This window comes from Siphonobacter aquaeclarae (assembly GCF_900103285.1).
Taxonomy (GTDB): domain Bacteria; phylum Bacteroidota; class Bacteroidia; order Cytophagales; family Spirosomataceae; genus Siphonobacter; species Siphonobacter aquaeclarae.
Window position 1 is genome coordinate 120579 of the sequence record NZ_FNGS01000005.1, and the last position, 21426, is coordinate 142004.

At 55.9% G+C, this 21426-nt stretch carries 12 protein-coding genes; 10 read left to right on the forward strand and 2 right to left on the reverse strand.

All coding sequences use genetic code 11. The features are described from left to right. Positions 1-416 precede the first annotated feature (416 nt). The 7 genes from BLR09_RS13805 (at position 417) to BLR09_RS13835 (ending at position 12368) form a co-directional block, all read left to right on the forward strand. Positions 417-1613 (forward strand): n-acyl-d-glucosamine 2-epimerase, encoded by a 1197-nt coding sequence (locus BLR09_RS13805; RefSeq protein WP_093203181.1) that lies wholly within the window; start codon positions 417-419, stop codon positions 1611-1613. 13 nt (positions 1614-1626) lie between these two features. Continuing rightward, complete coding sequence (locus BLR09_RS13810; RefSeq protein ID WP_093203183.1) at positions 1627-2850, forward strand: sugar MFS transporter; 1224 nt, start codon at positions 1627-1629, stop codon at positions 2848-2850. 10 nt (positions 2851-2860) lie between these two features. Further along, positions 2861-4417: a DUF4127 family protein gene (locus BLR09_RS13815; RefSeq protein ID WP_093203186.1), complete on the forward strand. Its 1557-nt coding sequence runs from the start codon at positions 2861-2863 to the stop codon at positions 4415-4417. A gap of 88 nt (positions 4418-4505) precedes the next feature. After that, entirely contained in the window at positions 4506-7577 is a 3072-nt protein-coding gene (locus BLR09_RS13820) for a SusC/RagA family TonB-linked outer membrane protein (protein ID WP_093203188.1), read from the forward strand. Positions 7578-7582: 5 nt separating this feature from the next. Beyond that, positions 7583-9262: a RagB/SusD family nutrient uptake outer membrane protein gene (locus BLR09_RS13825; RefSeq protein WP_093203191.1), complete on the forward strand. Its 1680-nt coding sequence runs from the start codon at positions 7583-7585 to the stop codon at positions 9260-9262. Positions 9263-9344: 82 nt separating this feature from the next. Beyond that, a complete protein-coding gene (locus tag BLR09_RS13830; RefSeq protein ID WP_093203193.1) occupies positions 9345-11048 on the forward strand; it encodes an FAD-dependent oxidoreductase in 1704 nt (567 codons plus the stop codon). A 132-nt stretch (positions 11049-11180) separates the two neighbouring features. Beyond that, a complete protein-coding gene (locus BLR09_RS13835; RefSeq protein ID WP_218126658.1) occupies positions 11181-12368 on the forward strand; it encodes an ROK family transcriptional regulator in 1188 nt (395 codons plus the stop codon). 69 nt (positions 12369-12437) lie between these two features. Here the strand turns inward: BLR09_RS13835 and BLR09_RS13840 are convergent, their stop codons facing one another. Beyond that, positions 12438-16721 (reverse strand): ML domain-containing protein, encoded by a 4284-nt coding sequence (locus BLR09_RS13840; protein WP_093203198.1) that lies wholly within the window; start codon positions 16719-16721, stop codon positions 12438-12440. A gap of 193 nt (positions 16722-16914) precedes the next feature. On the opposite strand from BLR09_RS13840, the gene BLR09_RS13845 reads away from it, so the two are divergent. The 3 genes from BLR09_RS13845 to xylA all read left to right on the forward strand — a co-directional run bounded on the left by BLR09_RS13845 (position 16915) and on the right by xylA (position 19616). Continuing rightward, the gene (locus BLR09_RS13845) at positions 16915-17370 is read left to right on the forward strand and encodes an SRPBCC domain-containing protein (protein WP_093203201.1); all 456 of its coding nucleotides are present in this window, start codon (positions 16915-16917) and stop codon (positions 17368-17370) included. Between the two features lie 59 nt (positions 17371-17429). Further along, complete coding sequence (locus BLR09_RS13850) at positions 17430-18134, forward strand: NUDIX hydrolase (protein ID WP_093203203.1); 705 nt, start codon at positions 17430-17432, stop codon at positions 18132-18134. A gap of 150 nt (positions 18135-18284) precedes the next feature. Beyond that, the gene (gene xylA, locus BLR09_RS13855; protein ID WP_093203206.1) at positions 18285-19616 is read left to right on the forward strand and encodes a xylose isomerase; all 1332 of its coding nucleotides are present in this window, start codon (positions 18285-18287) and stop codon (positions 19614-19616) included. 569 nt (positions 19617-20185) lie between these two features. On the opposite strand, the gene BLR09_RS13860 is transcribed toward xylA, so the two are convergent. After that, positions 20186-21337, reverse strand: coding sequence for a mannitol dehydrogenase family protein (locus BLR09_RS13860; protein WP_176785547.1), 1152 nt, complete (start codon positions 21335-21337; stop codon positions 20186-20188). Between the last annotated feature and the right edge of the window lie 89 nt (positions 21338-21426).

The window sequence follows — 21426 nt, forward strand, 5'->3', positions numbered from 1 at the left end:
CACCGCTCCCGCCACGCTGGTTTCGACGTAGCTCAACCACCGGCTATCGCGCAGGCGGGGCAGCGGGCTCCCTTCTTTAATTTTAATTCAATATTCTCATGATCCAACTTTCTTTTTTACACCTATTCCTTCTTCAAAAGCCTCCAAACGCACTATTCAATCGAAAAAGTCCAAATAGTGTCCCGCTATCTCCGCGCTGTTCCATAGGAAATTTGGCAATTGGAAAATTTTCCAAAATAAACTGACCAAATCCCTTGCATACTTAATGCAAGTCCCTTTACATTTGTCGAAACTAAATATTTTAAAATATTAACTAAAACAGTCTTTGTGTGAATCATTCATAAAATAGACGAGAGAAAATCCTGATCAGATCTTTAATCCGTCTTTTTTATGCATGAGGGGAAAGAAAGCTTGTTATGAAGACAGCCTATATCGCGCAATACCGGGACAGCCTTTTGCAGGACGTTGTTCCGTTCTGGATGAAACACTCCATCGACCGGGAGTGGGGCGGGTTCCTGACCTGTCTCGACCGGGACGGAGACGTCTACGATACCGACAAATTCATCTGGCTGCAATGCCGGGAAGTATGGTGCTTCTCCATGCTGTACAACCAGGTAGAACCCAAAGCCGAATGGCTCGACGCCGCCGTCCAGGGCGCCGAATTCCTCCGGAAATGCGGCCGGGATGAAGCCGGCAACTGGTACTTCTCCCTCACCCGGGAAGGAAAGCCGCTCATTCAGCCCTATAATATTTTCTCGGATTGCTTCGCGACGATGGCATTCGGTCAGCTCTTCAAGGCGACCGGCAACCAGGACTACGCCGATATCGCGGTGGCAACCTTCCGGAATATCCTCGCCCGCCAGGACAATCCCAAAGGTCTCTATACCAAGGCAGTACCCGGTACGCGGCCGCTTATCAGCTTTGCCCTGCCGATGATTCTCTGCAATCTGGTACTGGAAATCGAGCACCTGCTCGAGGTGGAACTGGTGGAGCGGGTCATCGACGAAGGCATCCATGCCGTCATGGACGTATTTTACCAGCCGGAACACGGCCTGATTCTCGAAAACGTCAATCCGGATGGCTCTTTTTCAGATTCGTTTGAAGGCCGGACGGTAAACCCCGGTCACGGCCTGGAAGCCATGTGGTTTGTGATGGACCTTGCCGCCCGCCGCGGCGACGATGCCCTGATCCGTCGCGCTACCGACCTCACTCTCAGTATTCTGGAGTATGGCTGGGACCAGGAACACGGCGGTATTTTCTACTTCCTGGATATCAGCGGGCATCCGCCGTTGCAACTGGAGTGGGACCAGAAACTCTGGTGGGTACACGTCGAAACCCTCGTCAGCCTTCTCAAAGGCTACCTCCATACCGGCGATAAACGCTGTATGGACTGGTTTGAGAAGGTACACGCCTATACCTTTGCCCACTTCCCCGACCCCGGACACGGGGAATGGTTTGGCTACCTCAACCGCCAGGGCGAGCCGCTGCTGTCGCTCAAGGGCGGAAAATGGAAAGGGTGTTTTCACATTCCCCGCGCGCTGTACCAGTGCTGGAAGACCCTCGAAGCCATCGTGGAAAAGGAAGAAGCGGGTAAAGTAGCTCAATTGTCCTGAAAATTAACGCATTATGGCTCCGATACCTGCCACCGTCCGCTTGTCCGATACTGCTGATACCCGGGAGAATTATACCCCGGCCCTGATGACCATGGCTGTGCTGTACTTCATGATGGGTTTTATCACCTGTCTGAATGATACGCTCGTGCCGTATTTCAAGCGGGGCTTTACGCTGAGCTATTCGGAGTCGTCCCTCGTGCAGTTTTACTTTTTTCTGACCTACGGATTGATGTCGATTCCGGCTGGAAAGATCGTCGAACGCATTGGGTATCAGCGCGGTATTGTCAGTGGATTTGGTATTGCCGGTTTCGGAGCCCTGCTGTTTTTCCCGGCTGCGGGCCTGCATCAGTACGGCCTGTTTCTCGCAGCCCTGTTTATCGTGGCGGTAGGTATTGTCCTCCTTCAGGTAGCGGCCAACCCGTACATTACGGTATTGGGCCCGGCCCGGACGGCTTCGTCCCGGCTGGCGCTGATTCAGGGAGTAGGGTCACTCGGAACGACAACCGCGCCTCTCTTCGGCGCCTATTTCATTCTTTCTTCTCTTAAAGAAGCCTCCAGCGAGGCTGTCAAGTACCCGTACCTGGGCATCGCCGCCACGCTGGCCCTGATTGCGGTAGTGGTGAGCCGGTTGCGACTGCCGGTTCTTTCTTCCGGAGAAACCGCCGAGGAAACGCCGGGCAAAGGCCTGTTTTCGTTCCGGAATTTCCGGTTCGGGCTGGGCGCCATCTTTGTCTATGTGGGCGCGGAGGTTTCTGTCGGAACATTTTTAACCAATTACCTGGCCGACAGTCTGCAGATTTCCGAAAGCGACGCGAATACGTTTGTGGCGTTTTACTGGGGAAGTATGCTGGTCGGCCGCGTTGCCGGATCTTTCCTGCTTCGATCTCTAAACCCATCCGTCCTGCTGACGGGCACGGCTGCCGCTGCTGCGGCGCTGATTCTGGTTTCCGTTTCGGCTACAGGGTATGTAGCGGCATGGACGATGATCGGTGTCGGCCTCTGCAACGCCACCATGTTCGCCATCGTGTTCTCGCTGTCGGTCGAAGGCCTCGGCGGGTACACGACGCGGGCGTCCGGCTGGCTGTCGACCGCCATTGCCGGCGGCGCTGTGATTTCTTATGCGCAGGGCATCCTGAAAGACCATTACAGCTGGCCCGTGGCGTTTGTCGTCCCGGTGCTGTGCTACCTCTACCTTGTTTTTTACGGGGTAAACGGGCATCGCCCGTCTTCCCGCTGACACCACCACTATGAAAACCTTTTTTTCGATTGTCCTTTTCCTGTGCTGCCTGACCGTGCAGGCGCAGCAGAAAATGCGGATTTTGTTTGTACCTCTGGACGACCGTCCGCCCTGCCTGCAATTCACCGAGCGCATGGGGCAGATCGGTGGCGCCGAGGTCGTTTCTCCACCCAAAGAGCTGCTCGGGCGCTTCATGGATTTCGGGCAATCCGACCGGATCAATGCCTGGATCGCACAGCAGGACCTGAAGCGCTTTGACGCTGCCGTTCTTTGCCTCGATATGATGAGTTATGGCGGATTGGTTGGCTCGCGCGTCTTTCAAACGTCTGAAAAAGAAGCGCTTAAACGACTGGATATCGTCCGGGAAATCCGGAAGAAAAATCCCGCCATCCGCATCTATGCCCAGAACGTGATCATGCGGCTGGCGCCAACGGCCGACGGCAAAAACGAAGCCTACCGTCAGAAACTGGCCGACTGGGCCGAGGTATGCGTCATTCCCTCGAAAAAAGAAGAAACCGCCGCACTCGAAAAAGCCATCCCGGCAGAAGCCCTGCAGCAATACAAAGACGCGCGCCGCCGCAACCTGGCCGTGAACCTGAAAGTGGTAGACCTCGTCAAAAACGGAACGATCCACTACCTTATTCTTTCTCAGGACGATGCCAAGCCGGTGGGTATCCACGTGGCCGACCGCGAGCGCCTGGTCGCGGAAGTAGCCAAATACAAGCTCGGCGCGAAAATCGCCGTTCAGCCGGGTACCGACGAAGTATCCATGCTGCTGCTCGCCCGGACGCTCAATGACTACCACCGGTATACGCCGACTGTCAAGGCCGTGTATTCTTCTGCCGAAATGGCCGCGAAGACCATGCCTTTTGAAGATAAACCGCTGAGCCAGACCGTCAGCTTTCATATCCGGGCGACCGGCGCCCGGGAAGTAGCCGACAAGGCCGAACTGTATTTTTACGTATATGCGTCGAGGTTCGAGCCGGGGCGTGCCGTTTCCTTCGCCCGCGAAATCGCAGAAGCGGTGAAAGCGGGGAAGAAGGTAATCGTCGCCGACATCGACCCGAAAGGAAACGTTCAGGGCGGGGACTCGCTCTTTACCGAAGCCCTCCTGAAGGAAGGCGTGTTACCTGCCCTGAACGGTTATGCTTCCTGGAATACCGCCGGAAATACCATCGGAACGGCGTTGCCTCAGGGCGTTGTTTTCGGAATGGCCCAGAAATTCCTCCTCGGCCAGGCGGGCTATCGGGCCGGAGTATTATCCGCCCAGCACTGGTTTCTGTTGCACCGGGTGATGGACGACTACTACTTCCACAACGTCGTCCGGGCGCGCGCCAACCGGTACCTCCGCCAGGTCAACCGTAGCGCATACCTCATGACCGACGCCCAGCGGGCAGATGTCGAACGGTACTGCCTGGAGCAACTGACTCCGTACTTCCGGCGTGTGACCGACGCGTATTTCAAAAGCGGGAATGTATCCTGCGACCGCCCGACCGGCCTGCGTTTTCAACTACCCTGGAACCGCACGTTTGAGGCCGATATTGATTTTGACCTGACTTGCCGCTAGGCTGCCGCCGCCTGACGGACCGGTCACCCTGCTGTGACCGGAGGACCTGCATTGCCTTACCTACTTTAAACCCTATCAAGATTCAGCTATGAATAAATCCTGTACACGAAGCTGGCTGAGCGGCTGGCTGGTCGTATTGCTCGTGATGACCTGCTCCTTTTCCTTCGGGCAGGTGATCCGCGGGAAAGTAACAGACGCGAAAGGCAGCCCGCTGCCGGGCGTTTCCGTTCTGGTGAAAGGAACGGTAGTCGGAACGACGACTACCGCCGCCGGTACCTATGAACTCAGATCGCCCCGGGCGGAAGGCGTACTGCTGTTCTCCTTTACCGGTATGGTGTCGAAAGAAGCCCCGTTTTCGGCGGCGATGACCGAAGTGAACGTCGTACTCGACGAAGACACAAAAAACCTGAAAGAACTGGTCGTCATCGGCTACGGTACCCAGAAGAAAGTCAACCTGACGGGCTCTGTGGCGGTTGTCGACGGTGAGATGATCAAGAACCGGCAGGTGGCCTCGACCTCCCTGGCGCTTCAGGGCGCGGCGCCGGGTGTGACGATCACGCAGCAGTCGGGCGTGCCGGGCGGCGACGCCGGTACCATCCGCATCCGCGGTATCGGCTCCATCAACGCCGGGCAGAATCCGCTCGTCCTGATCGATAACGTGGAAATGAGCCTGGACGCGATCGATCCGAACAACGTTGAAACTATTTCTGTCCTGAAAGACGCCGCCGCCGCTGCCGTTTACGGTTCGCGTGCAGCCAACGGGGTCATCCTCGTGACGACCAAACGCGGGCAGTCGGGCGTCAAAGTCAGCTACAATGCCTACCTGACCGGCCAGACGCCGACGGATCTTCCCCAGAAAGTCAGTGCCCTCGATCACATGAAATTCTGGGATATTGCCCAGGTGAACAGCGGCCTGCCCGCAGCCTATACCCAGCAAATCGCGGATTACGAGGCGAAAGGCGCCGACAACTTCGCCCGGTTCAATACCGACTGGAAGAAACTCGTTCTCACCAATAACGGGATGATGCAGAACCACAACCTCAGCGTATCTGCCGGAACCGATATTATCAAGGTCTTCGCGTCGGGCAGCTTCCTGAATCAGAACGGGTTGACAGCTAACACCAACTACAAGCGGACCGACTTCCGCTTCAATACCGATGTCGCGCTTTCGAAAAAACTGTCGGCGTCGATGGACCTGGTACTCAATAAGTCCAACCGTCTCTGGCCGGGGCAAAACACCCCTGACGGTATCATTCTGGCGATGCTGGGCCTTCCGGCCAACATTCCCGGCCGTTTCAATACCGGTGAATGGGGCGAAGGTTGGTCGAACGCCAACCCGGCCGCCCAGGCCGAAGACGGCGGCTTCAACCGCAGCAAGACCGATTCCCGTATTCTGAAAGGTACGCTGGTCTACAAGCCGGTCGACGGGCTTGAGCTCCTCGCCAGCTACAGCTCCAATTACTATACCACGCATCAGCGTCAGTTTACCGATCAGTATGCGATTTATACGCCGGACCTGGCAAACAACAAGCTGATCTATGCCCGGCCGTGGCCCGCGCTGAATTCGTTGTCGGACAATACCACCGAAAACAACCAGAACCTGTTCCGGGTACAGGCGACGTACAACAAGTCCTTCGGCAAGCACAACCTGACCGTATTGGGTGGTTTCAGCACGGAAGATTTTTACACGAGCAATGTGAATACCTTCCGTCAGAACCTGCTTTCGCCGGATCGCCCGTACCTCGACAGCGGCGACCCCCTCGGGCAGACCATGAGCGGTGGCGAAAGCCGGTACTCCATGGTTTCGGCTTACGGACGGGTGAACTACAACTACAACGAGAAGTACCTCCTCGAAGTCAACGGGCGCTGGGATGCGTCCTCACGCTTCCGGCAAAGCAACTGGTGGAAACTATTCCCTTCTGTGTCAGCGGGCTGGCGCTTGTCGGAAGAAGATTTCTGGAGCAGCATTGCCCCGGTGGTCAACAACGCCAAAATCCGTGCTTCCTATGGTACGCTGGGCAACCAGAACCTGATCCGGAACGGCTCGGTGGATTACTATCCGACCTATGCTACCTTCTATTCCGGTACGGCGTATAACTATTATTTCAACGATGTCATCAACGCCGGGTATGCGCTGACGACGGCTTCGAACCCCAATATCCGCTGGGAAACGTCGAAAATCCTGGACGTCGGGCTCGACCTCGCTTTCCTGAAAAACCGGTTGAACGTAACGGCGGATTTCTTCCAGCGGGACATCGCCGATATGCTTCAACTCGTGCCGATTCCGTCGTACGTCGGACTTGCCTCCCCGTTTGTGAATATGGGAACCATGCGGAATACCGGCTGGGAATTATCCCTTGGCTGGAAAGACAAGATCCGGGACTTTTCCTACCAGGTTACGGCCAACCTTTCCGACGTGAAGAATACCCTGCAAAACAACGGCGGTACCCCGGTCATCAACGGTTCCCAGATCCAGCAGGAAGGATATGCGCTTAATTCTTATTATGGCTATATCGCCGACGGCCTCTTCCAGAGCGCCGAAGAGGTGAAAAACGCCCCCTTCCACTATGCCAACACGGCAGCGGGGGATATCCGCTACCGGGATATCAGCGGTCCGGCCGGCAAACCCGACGGCAAGATCGACAGTTACGACCGGGCGATTATCGGCAACAACTTCCCCCGGTACGAGTACAGCCTGAACCTCGGCGCTCAGTACAAGGGTTTTGACCTGACGGTGTTCTTCCAGGGCGTCGGCAAGCGGGATAATTACCTGTCCGGCACCGGATCGCAGCCGTTCTATTCGGCCAACTTCCAGGGGTCGATGTATGAGAGTCAGCGGGATTACTGGTCGCCCGAAAACACCGGAGCCTCCCTGCCGCGCCTGACGGCCAACAGCATCCCGAATAACTATGTTGTTTCGTCTTTCTGGGTACGGGACGCCTCGTACCTGCGCATGAAGAACCTCGTATTGGGCTATACGCTGCCGAAAATGGTATCCGACAAAATCCGCATCCGTTCGGCGCGGATCTACCTGAGCGGTCAGAACCTGTTTACGCTCACGAACTTCTTCAAGGGCTTCGACCCCGAGCAGATCGATACGGGCGGGCGTTTCTACCCGATCATGCGGACCTATACGGCTGGTATCAACCTTAACTTCTGAGACCGATGAAAAAGAACCTATATATCGCCGGAATCTGCCTTGGATTGCTGACAGGCTGCAACGACTACCTGACGGAAGCGCCGCTGTCGGCTCCGGCTACCGGCCAGTTTTTCAATAACCAGACCGAAATGAACGCCGCGCTGACGGCCGTCTACAACTCGGTGTACTGGAATACCGGAAGCACGCCCTACCAGTCGATGATGGACGGATGGACGGATCTGGCGCTGCTTCGGGCGGTGGACCTCGGCGAGGGCAACTTCGACGTCTACAACGCCCATGCCAAGAACCTCTGGTCGCTGCCCTATGTCACGATTCAGCGGGCGAATACCCTGATCGACGGCATGGCAGTCGGGAAAAACAACGTTACGGCTGCGGCCTACGCCCGTATCGAAGCGGAAGCCCGCGTGCTTCGGGCGTATGCCTATTTTTACCTGGTGAATCTTTTCGGAGACGTTCCCCTGATCAAAAAGCCGCTGACGCCGGACCAGTTTTATACCCAGACCCGTACGCCTAAGGCCGAAGTGATCCAGTTTATTTACCAGGAACTGGACGCCGCGGCGGCGAGCCTCGACTGGACGGCGACCGACCGCGGGCGCGTCAGTCGCTCGATGGCCCTCGGCCTCAAAGCCCGCACCGCGCTGTTCAATAAAGAGTATACGCTGGCAGCGGAAGCGGCCAAAAACGTCATCGACAACGCCGGTCTCGGTCTGAATCCGAAGTTCCAGGACCTCTTTACCCGTGCCGGTCAGATTCCGAATGCCGGTAAGGAAATCATGTTCGAAATCCTGCATACCGAAGCCGATGCCAACTCGATTACGTACCTGCCACTGGGGAGTATCTCCCGGGCGGCGGGCGGGCAGTCCGGCCGGTTCCCGCAGCAGCGTCTCGTGGATATGTTTGAAGCGAAAGACGGCAAGCGGATCGACGAGTCGACGGTCTATGATCCGAAAAACCCGCGCCTCAACCGGGACATGCGCCTGAAATACACCGTCGCGATTCCCGGTGATACCATCACGATGAACCAGATCACGTTTGTGTACGACGTGTACAAAAGCACGACGTCGTTCAAAAATGCCGATGGTACCTGGTCGACCAAAACCAATGCCGATTTCGACAATGCCTATGGCCCGGCCAAAAGCGGCGTAGGTTTGCTACATGCGAAGTATACTTTTACGGCGGAAAATGCTTTCGCGTCGCGGGTACACTTCCTGCTGATGCGATACGCCGAGATATTGCTGATGTATGCCGAGGCGAAAACAGAGCTCAACCAGATCGATGATTCGGTCTTCAAAGCTGTCAATCAGGTACGTAGCCGGGCCGGTCAGCCGGCTGCTCCGGCTACGCTGACACAGGCGAAGCTTCGCCAGCTGATCCGCCGGGAGCGCGTAGCCGAGCTGGCGATGGAAGGATTCCGCTGGTTCGATATCCGGCGCTGGGGCATCGCCGATCAGGTCATGCCGGTGAAGGTAGTAGGAATAGCCAAAGACCCGGCCGTTGCACCGCCGGTTCCGAATTTCAAAGCATCTGAAACAGCGGATCTGAACAATATTCCTTTATATGACGGCTCCGAGAACCTGCGTTTGATGCGGGAACAGCGCTATTGGTTCCCCAAACTGAACCTCCTGCCCGTTCCCCAGTCCGAGCGCGACATTAATCCGAAGCTGACGCAGAATGCGGACTGGTAAAAAGCAGTTTTCAGTTTTCGGTTTTCAGTTCGGACTTTCCAAAACTGAAAACCGAAAACTGGAAACCGAAAACTAATTATCCATGAACAGAAGAACCTTTGTCGAATACCTCGCCGCAGGAAGCGGGTGGATGGCCCTTCCGGGGGCGGCAATGGCTTCGGCTCCGGCCGGAGCTGTTGCGTTTGCGGGGAGTGAATACAAAGCCGATGTCGTCATTGCCGGAGGCGGGCTGGGTGGCTGTGCTGCCGCGCTGGCCGCACTCCGCAACGGCCTGACCGTGATCATGACCGAAGAAACCGACTGGATCGGCGGGCAGATTACCCAGCAGGGCGTACCGCCCGATGAACACCCCTGGATCGAAACCCACGGCGCGACCCAAACCTACCGCCGCTACCGGAATGCCGTTCGCGAATACTACCGGCAAAACTACCCGCTGACAGAACAGGCCCGGCAGCGTCCGTACCTCAACCCGGGAGACGGTACCGTATCCAAAATCTGCCACGAGCCCCGCGTCGGACTGGCGGTACTCACTGCCATGCTCGCGCCCTATATCAGCGGGGGAAAGCTGACCATTCTGACCGAACACAAGGCGACTGGCGCCGATGTAACCGGCGATCAGGTAAGGTCTTTGAAAATCAGGGACCTTCGTACCGGCGCTCAGCGCGTACTCACTGCGCCCTATTTTGTGGACGCGACCGAACTGGGCGACCTCCTGCCGATGACCGGGACCGAGTTCGTCACCGGCGCGGAGTCGAAGAAAGATACCCGGGAACTGCATGCCCCCGAAAAAGCCGATCCGAATAACCAGCAGGCCTTTACCGTCTGCTTTGCGGTGGACTACCTGAAAGGGGAAAACCACGTGATCGACCGCCCGAAAGAATATGGTTTCTGGCGGGATTTTGCGCCGGCGATGACGCCCGCCTGGTCGGGGAAACTCCTCGCTCTGGCGTATTCCAATCCGAAAACACTGGAGCCGAAGACCCTCGGTTTTCACCCCGAAGGCGTAGACATGGGCGCGGTGCTGAACCTGTGGAACTACCGGCGGCTGATTCATAAAGAAAATTTCGCACCCGGGACGTTTCCGGGGGATATCTCCGTCGTCAACTGGCCTCAGAACGACTACTCCCTCGGCAACCTCGTCGGCGTAAGCGAAAAGGAATTTACCACGCACGTCAACCGCGCCAAACAGCTGAGTCTGTCGCTGCTGTACTGGCTGCAGACCGAAGCCCCGCGCCCCGACGGCGGCCAGGGCTGGGCGGGCCTGCGCCTCCGGAAAGACCTGATGGGCACGGAAGACGGACTGGCGAAGTATCCGTATATCCGGGAGAGTCGCCGGATCAAGGCGAAGTTTACCATTCTGGAAGAGCACGTAGGGGCCGACAACCGGGCGTTGGTAACGGGGAAGAAAGATGGAAACAAGGCGGCGGCATTTGCCGACAGCGTCGGGGTAGGATATTACCACATCGACCTGCACCCCAGCTCCCGCGGAAACAATTACATCGACTTCGGATCGCTGCCGTTCCAGATTCCGCTGGGTGCGCTGCTGCCGCAACGGATGAAGAACCTGCTGCCGGCGAATAAAAACATCGGCACCACCCATATCACCAACGGATGCTACCGCCTCCACCCGGTGGAATGGAGCATCGGCGAGGCGGTAGGTATGCTGATCGCGTTTTCCCTCGAAAAGAAACTCGTCCCCGCCGCCGTCTATGACAACAAAAACCTCCTGTCCGACTTTCAGCAGAAGGTGAGGAGGGAGGGTGTGGAGACGGAGTGGAGGGAGTAGTTTTCAGTTTTCGGTTTACAGTTTTCGGTTGGGTTTTTGCCGAAAACAGAAAACTGTAAACCGAAAACTGAAAACTAAGCTGTCTTTCGCGCGGAAGAAACTATGTTTGGAAAAATTTCTGACGTGACGCGTATGAGTAAGCATTTTTCAATGCCGAACACCGATTCTGAACAGTTAATCATCAGTTGTTTTGCCAACGAGGGAAATGCTACCATACCCGATCTGAGTAAAAAACTGTCGATCGGCGTACCGAAAGTCACCCAACTCGTCCAGAAGCTCATGCAGGACGGGGTAGTCAAGGATTACGGAAAAATTCAGTCGACCGGCGGCCGCAAACCCAACCTCTACGGGCTTGTGCCGGGGTCGGCCTTTTTTGTTGGCGTAGACGTCAAGCAGACTCATATTCTGATCGGTCTGATGGACAGCCAGAAGAACCTCATCGGGGTATCGGAGAAGCTGCCCTACCGGCTCGACAATACCCAAGAATCCCTTGACCAGCTCTGCGGACATATTCAGTCGTTCATTGCCGCGCAGGCCTTCCCGGATAAGATTCTCGGCATCGGTATCAACCTCTCCGGCCGGATCAATTATGCCACCGGGCACAGCTACTCCTTTTTTCATTTCGGGGACGAGCCCCTCAGCCAGATCATCGAAAAGCAGGTAGGGATACCGGTCATCCTGGAAAACGACTCCCGGGCGATGGCTTTCGGGGAGTTTTCGATGGGCATCGTGCAGGAGGAGAAGGACGTACTGTTCATCAACCTGGACTATGGTATTGCCGTCGGAATCCTGATGAACGGGCAGTTGTACTACGGAAAATCAGGCTATGCCGGCGAATTCGGGCACATGCCTATTTTCGACAATGAACTCATCTGCCGTTGCGGGAAGAAAGGCTGTCTTGAAACGGAAGCCTCCGGCTGGGCGTTGACGCGGCTTTTCCGGGAAAAACTAAGCGAAGGCTCGTCGTCGGTACTGTCCCAGCGGAACATACCCGTCGAATCCGTCGAAATGGAAGACATCATCGACGCCGCCCTGAACGACGACGTACTGGCCATCGAACTCATCGCCAAAATAGGCGAGAACCTCGGCCGTGGTATCGCCGCGCTGATCAATATCTTCAATCCCGAACTGGTTGTACTCGGAGGCGGGCTGCTTGCTACCGGCGAGTACATCTGGCTGCCGATCCGCACGGCGATCAACAAGTATTCCTTGAGCCTTGTCAACAACGATACCCAGCTGCGGATGTCGGCCCTCGGTGAAAAGGCCGGAGTAGTAGGGGCTTGTCTGCTGATCCGGAATCATGTGCTGAAGATTGTCTAGCTGCCAGCACAAAAGCGAAAGGCGGGGAATCACTCCCCGCCTTTCGCTTTTTAAGTGCTGAAGCTGTGTTTAATCGGCGTGTATCCGAACAGAGCCGAGCGAACGTCCTCCGGCAGTTTCGACGTGAATCACCAGCGGTCCACGGGTGTTTTTCAATAAATCCTGAATCGCCCAAACCGAATTTTCCTGATCAATGAGAATGTCGCGGACGGCGACCTGCTGGCCGGATGTGTTGACTACCCGGATGCTGCCGGTCCCGCGGTATACGGGTGCGTTGAGGGACAGGTAAACTACGGGCGACGAAGTAGTCGGATTCGGATAGACGGATACAGGCCGCGCTTTGAACCCGTTGCATCCCACTGCTACCGACGCTGTTTTGCTGTAGACGGCGGTCCCGTCCCGGTCCACCATCTTCAACCGGTAATAATACGTGTCCGGCGACAAATCCCGCTGCGTGAATGCGTACCGGCTTCCCGATCCGCGGACGGATAGCTGACCCACTGGTCCAAATAGTGCGGGGGTAGCGGAAACAGAGCGTTCGATCACAAATGCGGAGGCATTTTCTTCGCTCGTGGTAGACCAGTCGAGCACGGCGGTGCACTCAGCCGCTTTGGCGGAGAAGTAAGCGAGTGTGACAGGAAGCGGGCCATCGCACGTGACACCTGTAAGCGTTACCTGCCCCTGCCGAATGACGCACGAAACAGCCAGCGACGCCCGGTATTGGTAAACTCCGTCGTTGGTACCGGAATAGTTCGCAAACGAAAGGCTGTTGTTTGTGGATAGTTCCTGTCCGTCCTTCGTCCAGGAGTAGGCTCCTGATATGCCGGGAAGGCTCAAGGTATATGCTTGTCCCAGGCACGGCGGAGTAGAGGGTGTCGGTTGCAACTGCGGAACAGGTGCCGTTGTGAATTGGGAAACTGCTGTGAGGCCGCAGTTATCGGTTACGCGGACGTCGTAGGCCGTGTTGACAGAAAGGGACATCAATACCGAAGATTCTGAGACAGTACCTTTATAAACATAGGCAGATTCCGGTTCTTCCGAACGTTTCAGTTCCATTTTAAACGGCCCGGCGCCTGCCAGCCGGAACGCCGCGCTCGCTGTTCCATTGGGCACGCCGACCCCGTTTTCGCAGTGCATACCAATGGCCTGGGCAACGACAGGCGGGCTGCCGGGCTGGACAAGGGTCAGTTCTGCAGGCGCCGAGGTTACGACGGGAGTCTCCAGGACAAGTTGATAGGTACCAGAGGGTATACCGGTCGGAATCGGAAAGAAATAAGTTCCGGCCGCCAGAGGGCAGGAACTGACCGCGTACGAAGTGCCGGCAGATGACAGCAACTTGACATCGGCCTGCGTAATGCCGCCGAAATTACCTCCCGCGTCCACCGTAAATCCGAGCGTGGATCCACCGCATGCGAAAGTCACCTTCACATTGCTGACCAGAATATTGGGTTTGACAATCAGACTTGTCAGGCTGTTGGCTGCTCCATATCCGCAGGTATTCACCAGCGACTCGATACCGAAAGACGTGTTTTGAGCCGGTTTCAGTACAAAAACCGAATCGGCGGATGCATACCACTTCGAGACCCGGTTCGAAAACAGGAGACGGGCAGGCAGCGTACCGGCTATTGTTACCCGGAAGCGGGCCTGTTGACCATAGACCAGCTGGCCATTTGCCGGCGTAATCAAAGTGAGCGCGGCGACCGGCTTTGCCTGCACCAGCGCACGCAGGATCGCCGTCCGGGCGGGCGAGTTTTTGTCTTTTATCCGGAAGTAATACTCTCCCGGAGCGAGGTTGTCGGGGATGCGGACAGCGAGCGGCGAACTGGTCGTTGTCCCGAGTTCGTGGTATACCGAGTCGCTCTTCGCCGCGATTTCAAAAGCAAACTGGGTTCCGGCCGGGGCCATGGGCTGCGTCACAAAAACCGTACTGAAGGTAGTACCCGGACACAAATTTACCACTTTGGAGGCGATGAGCTCCGGCGCCATAATCCGGAAGGGCATCGCCGTAACAGTGAAAGGAGGACCGCTCGCCGTGCCTTGTCCACATGCATTTGAGACCTCTTTTACCCGGAATGTTGAAACCTGATTGGGAATGGGGTAAAGCCGTGCATACTGCCGGATGTCGGCGTCCTGCGGGTAGTCTTTTATGCCGTCTGTCAGCGTGAAGCGGTAGGGTTTGAAATTGGTGGAGGGGTTTACCGCAAGCGTCAGGCGTTCCCCATTGAGGACAGACATCGCTTCACGGGCATCTGCATCCTTCTGGAAAATGCCGGGGGAGTCATTGACATAAGAACCTGACCGGTCGATTGACATAGAAGGTGGCGAAGTGGGATAAATGCGCTTGATGTTACTTACGACAGTGCCGGACGAAACGCGGATCTGCATCGATCTGGGCAGCTGAATGGAAAGCGGGCTCGTCGTACCGGAAGCCAGCAGGGTGTCGAAAACGGCCGAAGCATCCGAGGAAGCGTATTTCGTCGTGCCGTAAACCGACCAGGTCAGTCCCGGCGTGATGTTTCCATACGTATGGAACCATACTTTTGTCGCCCCGGGACAGGGAAACTGGTCGACAGAGTCGATCACCACTCCGTTTCCGATCGGAGGGCCTGCCAGGACCGGGTTCGGGATCGTCGTTGTACCGCAGGTATTGGTGGCTGAGACCACACCGACCGTCCCGCTTTTGTAAATGTATTGAACCGCCGTCGCGGCGATACAAGCTTTACATTCAATGGGTACCACATCGCCGGTTGTCAGCGTGATCTTGCTCGGCCCGCCACCCATATCATAGTAATTAAGGGTGACGTTTCGGGGGGCGTTGACAGTGACCGTCTCCCAGTCAAGAAAAAGAGGTCTTGGAAGCGAATTCAGGAAAAGGAACTGGTTCACCCGCATATAACCGTCCGTAGCCGGGGAAAGGGTCCTCACTTTCAGGAAGAACCGCCTGTCGGATATACCCTGGTACACGACAATGCTTGGCGCGGTCAGCAGCAACGTCCGGCCGCCGACGTTGGTCGCTTTCACAGAAGTGCGGAGTTGAATGCCTTGGTTCGGCAGCTCCCCGTAAAAATCCACCCAATATTCAGTGGCAGCTGTCGGACTGATATTCGACGAAATCGGTAACCGGATCTGATCGCCTGGGCAAAAGAGATTCTGCGGTATCGTATCGATCCGGATACCCGGAGGAACGGGGTAAGTGGCTGTTCCCGGAATAATCGTCGATTTTTCACATCCGCTCTGAAAACCGGATACCTGGAAACTGGCAGTCTGAATCAGTCCAATTGGAAAATTCAACGGCTCTCCGGCGGTAGATGCACCGTTTGACCAGGTGATGGAAAACGGCGCCAGGCCCGTGATCGTAGGGGTAATAGCAAATTGCTGCCCCGGTAAGGCTTCTGCCGTTCGTGTTTCAATCTGAATTTGCCCGGCGGGAGATACCTTGACCGGCGTGGGTAATACCTCGGCCGTCACCTGCCCATCGGAGCTCATTGCCTGTACATAGAAGGAGTTTTGTGTCGGTATGTTTGGAGGTATTGTCGACTTGATCCGGCCGTTTTCCCATATCCCATCCGTATCAAAGCTGTTGGACAGCTCCGCCGGAGGCGTGATGTCCGGATTCTTCAACCAGAGCTTTACCAGAAAGGGAGTGCCGTCGGCAATTGTTTTCCCGGCCGGCAGAGACAGTGAAATGTAAAAACTACTCCCCCGGCAAAGAGTGCCCGGAAATACGCCGGTTACCCGGGCGGGCGTATCGCCGATGGTCAGACTTGCACTGCCACTTCCGGTACCGTTACCGCAGTAGTTGGCAACCGACGCAATGGAATAGACAACGGATTGATTCGGCGCGATGAGGGTTTGAATACTTCTGAGATCTTTCGGCCCTGTTTGTACCTGCAGCTGCGAGCCGTCGTTGAGTACAACGGTGGCGTAACCACTACCGGCTCTTGCCAGAAATTCCAATTGTACCGGCTGTCCGGGATTGGCGTGTGTCGGGTTGACAGAGACGATAGAGACGGTTGGTACGGATGAAATCCTGTTGATTGTTTGTCGGATAGAAACGACAGGCGACGTGCTGGATACTGTCAGGTAGAAGTCGCCTGTAGCAGAAAGCGCGTCCGGTATCTGGATCGACCATACGCCGTTGTTCTGAACAGGGGTAACTTCCGTCTTTTGGGCCGACCATACGTCTTCGAATACGGCCTTGAACACATTGTCACTCCCGAAGGAGCCGCTGGTGGTGAAGGTAAGCGGAACGTTTGTGCAAACGTTGGCGGGGAGGGGGGAAAGCTGGATGGACTGCCCGTAGCAGGCAACCCCCAGCATGACCAGAATCAGGCTGGATAGATGGCGGAACATAGTTTTAGTGAATTGGCGGACTTTGTCAGTCAAATATCTGATTTTCACCGGAACTAACAAGAACAAAAATCGGATATTCCAGGAAATGACAGAATTTTGTATGTAAACGGTCGATGGAAGTAGTTACGTTTTTGCCGGTACTGCCTGTTTTTCGGGATTTTTTCGCATAACTTGTCATTTGATCAATCTCCCTATGTCTCTCACCTCCTTCGCTCTCGCCGAAATGCAGATACGGCGCCCCGTTTCAGTCGTTTTCGACGCTTTCACGGATCCTGCCGTGACCACCCGCTTCTGGTTTACCAAAAGCACCGGACCGCTGCTGGAAGGCGGAGAAACCACCTGGACCTGGGAGATGTATAACTTTTCGCTGCCCGTCCGCACGCTCGCGCTCGAAGCCGGCAAGCGTCTTCGCGTTACCTGGGGAGAGGGGGAGACAGTAGAATGGACTTTCCGGGAGCTGGCGGATGGTTCCACTTTCGTCAGCGTACGTAACGACGGTATCTCTGCGGAGGACCTCGAAACCCTTGCCGGCAAAATCCGGAATTCCACCGAAGGTTTCACCCTCGTCCTGGCCGGCGCAAAGGCCTGGCTCGAACATTCGCTGGAACTGAACCTGGTCCGGGACCGCTTTCCGGAAGGACTTTCCTGAACACGGGCGGGAGGTCTCGGGGAATCGTCCTATCTTTGACCGACCTCTGTTTTTCTTCCATGATTGAGCAATACCAGGCACAGAAACCTTATTTAGTCGCACTTGACTCGATAATTTTCGGATTCGACGGCGAACAACTCAACGTCCTGCTCGTCAAGCGGGGCATCGAGGAGGATACCTGGTCGCTGATGGGCGGCTGGCTCCGGCCCGACGAAGGGCTTGCCGGCGCTGCCGAACGGATTCTCTTTGAACTGACCGGCCTGACCAATGTCTACCTCGAACAGCTTCATACGTTCGGCGAGCCCGACCGCGACCCGGTCACCCGGACGGTTTCCGTGGCCTACTTCGCGCTCGTCAACGTGGCCGACTTCGATTCGAAAATATCCGAAACCTACCAGGCCCGCTGGTTTTCCCTGTACGACCTGCCCCCGCTGCTGTTTGATCACGGCGAGATGGTAGACCTGGCGATCCGGCAGTTGCGGTACAAGGCGGCCCAGCATCCGATCGGATTTGAGCTGCTTCCGGAGAAATTCACCATCCCTCAGCTGAAAAAGCTGTACGACGCGATTTATGACACCGATTTCGACAAGCGGAACTTCAGCCGGAAAATCCTGTCGACCAACCTGCTCATCAAACTGGAGGAAAAACAGAAGGGTGTTTCCCGCCGGGGCGCCTATTTCTACCAGGTGGACCTCCCGAAATACCAGCAGTTGACGAAGTCGTTTCTGAATTTCGTGCCTCACTCCGAAACCATCTTCTGGTAAGCCCGATGGGATTTTTTTCAGGAGATACGGTAGATTTCTTTGGTGGTTAAAAAATAAGTGTCATTTTTACACTCATTAAGAACGCGATAACCGGAAACCTCTTTATGGCGTTCGTTTAGTAGAAAGTCAACTACCTCAAAATCAGTTAATATGTCGAACATCGTTTTAGGCGATCAGGAATTTTTCCCCGGCATTGGCGCCATTGGGTTCGAAGGAACCAAGTCCAAAAACCCGCTTGCGTTCAAGTGGTACAACCCGGATCAGGTGATCGGCGGGAAGTCGCTTCGCGAGCAGCTTCGTTTTGCAATCAGCTATTGGCATACGTTCTGCGGAGCGGGTGGAGACCCCTTCGGACCGGGTACCCGGCAGTTTCCGTGGGACAACCACTCTGACGCCGTTGGCCGCGCCCGGCTCAAAATGGATGCCGCATTTGAATTCTTCACCAAAATCGGTGCGCCGTACTACTGTTTCCACGACGTGGATCTGGTGGACGAAGGCCCTTCCATCGCCGATTACGAATCACGCCTCCAGGCTGTCGTTGACTATGCAAAGCAGAAGCAGCAGGCCAGCGGCGTGAAGCTCCTGTGGGGAACGGCTAACGTCTTTTCCAACCCGCGGTACATGAACGGCGCGTCGACCAACCCGGATTTCTCGGTTGTTGCCTATGCCGGTACGCAGGTAAAAAACGCCATCGATGCAACCATCGCCCTCGGCGGCGAAAACTACGTGTTCTGGGGTGGCCGCGAAGGCTATATGTCGCTCCTCAATACGAATACCAAGCGGGAACTCGATCACCTCGCCCAATTCCTGACCATCGCCCGTGATTATGCCCGCAAGCAGGGCTTCAAGGGGACGTTCTTCATCGAGCCGAAGCCGATGGAACCGACCAAGCACCAGTACGATTACGACGCGGCTACCGTTATCGGTTTCCTGCGTCACTATGGGCTGGACAAGGATTTCCAACTGAATATTGAAGTCAACCACGCGACGCTCGCCGGCCATACGTTCGACCACGAACTTCAGATCGCAGCCGACGCCGGCATGCTCGGCAGCATCGATGCCAACCGCGGCGACTACCAGAACGGCTGGGATACCGATCAGTTCCCCATCAATGTCTATGAACTGGTCGAAGCGGCGCTTGTCATTATCCAGGCCGGCGGTATCCGTCCGGGTGGTATCAATTTCGACGCGAAAGTTCGTCGGAATTCTACCGACGTGGAAGACCTTTTCATCGCGCACATCAGCGGAATGGATGCCTTCGCACGGGCGTTCATCGTAGCCGACGCCATCCTCCGTGAATCCGATTACCTCGCATTCCGGAAAGAGCGCTACAGCTCATTCGATCAGGGGCAGGGCAAAGCTTTTGAAGAAGGCAAGCTGACCCTCGAAGACCTGCGCGCATACGCCATCGAAACCGGCGAACCCAAAGTCCGCAGCGGTAAGCAGGAATGGCTGGAAAGCATCATCAACCAGTACATCTGAGTCTGATTGGTTTTTTCTTCCCGAAGACCGGAGGGGTTTCCTTCCGGTCTTTTTTATGAAACCAGGATGAAAACCGGCCGGGCAGTACGGCTACCATCCGCGACGGTAGGAAGGCATTGGCGGAATATATTTTCTAACAATGCATTCATTTTCTTCCTAAGGCCACTAATTAACATTAATTATATAGGTATTTATTTTTGTATAATTTGTATCTAAATATCTTATTTTCAATAGGTTATATCTATTCTTTTTGAAGAATTAACAGGAAAAACCGATACTTGCCACCGCTTGATGGAAACGGTGCTGTCGCCTGATCTGCCGCGTTTGCGAAGAAGAGGGCGACTTTAAAAAATGCGGCTGATCCCCGTCGCTGACCGGACCAAACCAAACAAGCCATCTTCCCGCCATTGGGCAGGAATGATTATCTCCCCGAAACGAAAAAGCACTATCGGATACGCAGCGCGCACCCGACAGTAGTGATCCGCTGCATTCTGTCAGGCCTGCAGCGGTGGAAGAAAAGCCATCCTGGTTTCCGGGATGGCTTTTTAGTGTCAAAAGGAAAGCCGGCTTCAGAGCAGCGCAGCCAGCGTCGGCATGACGCCCTGTACATCCAGCTGCTTCCGGTACTGCCGGATGAGGGCCGCCAGCAGGGGCGTATCTTCCAGCGCAGCAAGCGGCGTAATCCGCAGAAAGGCCAGCTGGTTTTCGTCCTGAATCCGGAGAATGTCTTCTTCCGGGAATGCTTCGCTGTCGAGCGCCCCGAGCCGCACCTGCCCGGCCAGGTAATGGCCATAACAGGCAAGGAGGAATGCGACGCGCCGGAAATCTCCGTCACGGGCCGACATATCCGGAATTGTACGGACGATGGTATCGGGCGCCGCCGTCAGCCAGGTATGAATCTCTTCTTCTCCTATATCTGCCATCAGCTGACCGAATACGCGCTCCCGGAATGCCTCCGAGGCCGCTCCGGCAGGTACTTCCGTCAGCGGCGCCAGATCGGTATCCAGAAAATCCTGCAGGTACTGCCGGAAAAACAGGTGGGAGAGCGCTTCGCCCGCTGTCCGGTACCCGGCCAGGAAGGCAGGAAATCCGAGCATGAAACGGGCTGTGGTTTCAAACCGGTGCAACAGGTCTTCGTAGGGCGCAATGTCGTCCACAAACAAAACCCCTTCCCAATCGGGATGGCCGGCACTAAAACGGTCTTCCACGATGGTATAGGCATCCGGGTACCCGGGAGCTCCATCGGGTCCGTGTAACAGGTAGTTAACGGACTTATTTATACGTAAAGATAGTGTATTCGGAAAGGTAACCGTTCCGGCGATCCAGGCCGCGAGGTCCGGATCTTCCTCGCCGGCAACCGCGAGAACTACGTTGCGCACGGCGTCACCGTTGCGGGATACGGCATCACGGGAAATGACCGTGAAGGGTCCTGCGCCGGTATGCCGGCGTTCGCGCAGTGCCTCAAGGAGGTAGCGCGCTACCCGGAGGTCGGAGAACGGGCCGTCCTCCAGAGAAACCGTAACTACCTGTACCTCAGGCGAGGTAGTGAGGGTATCTTCGTTTGAAACCGAAGCGCCGACAGCGCCCCAAACCGATGTTTCGCCGGGTTTCCGATGCGTATATCGGGTGGCAGGGTAATCGGTACCGAGGTGGACCACACTGGCCCTTGTATGTGCAGGCGACCTGAACAGGGCAGGTTCGCCGGTGAGTATCTCTTGCATCCTCATCCTGATGTTAGTGCCAGTCCGGTTGTACAACCGAAGCAGCGTGATCAATAAAAACGATAGGATTGACGGAATGCGCAGTATAA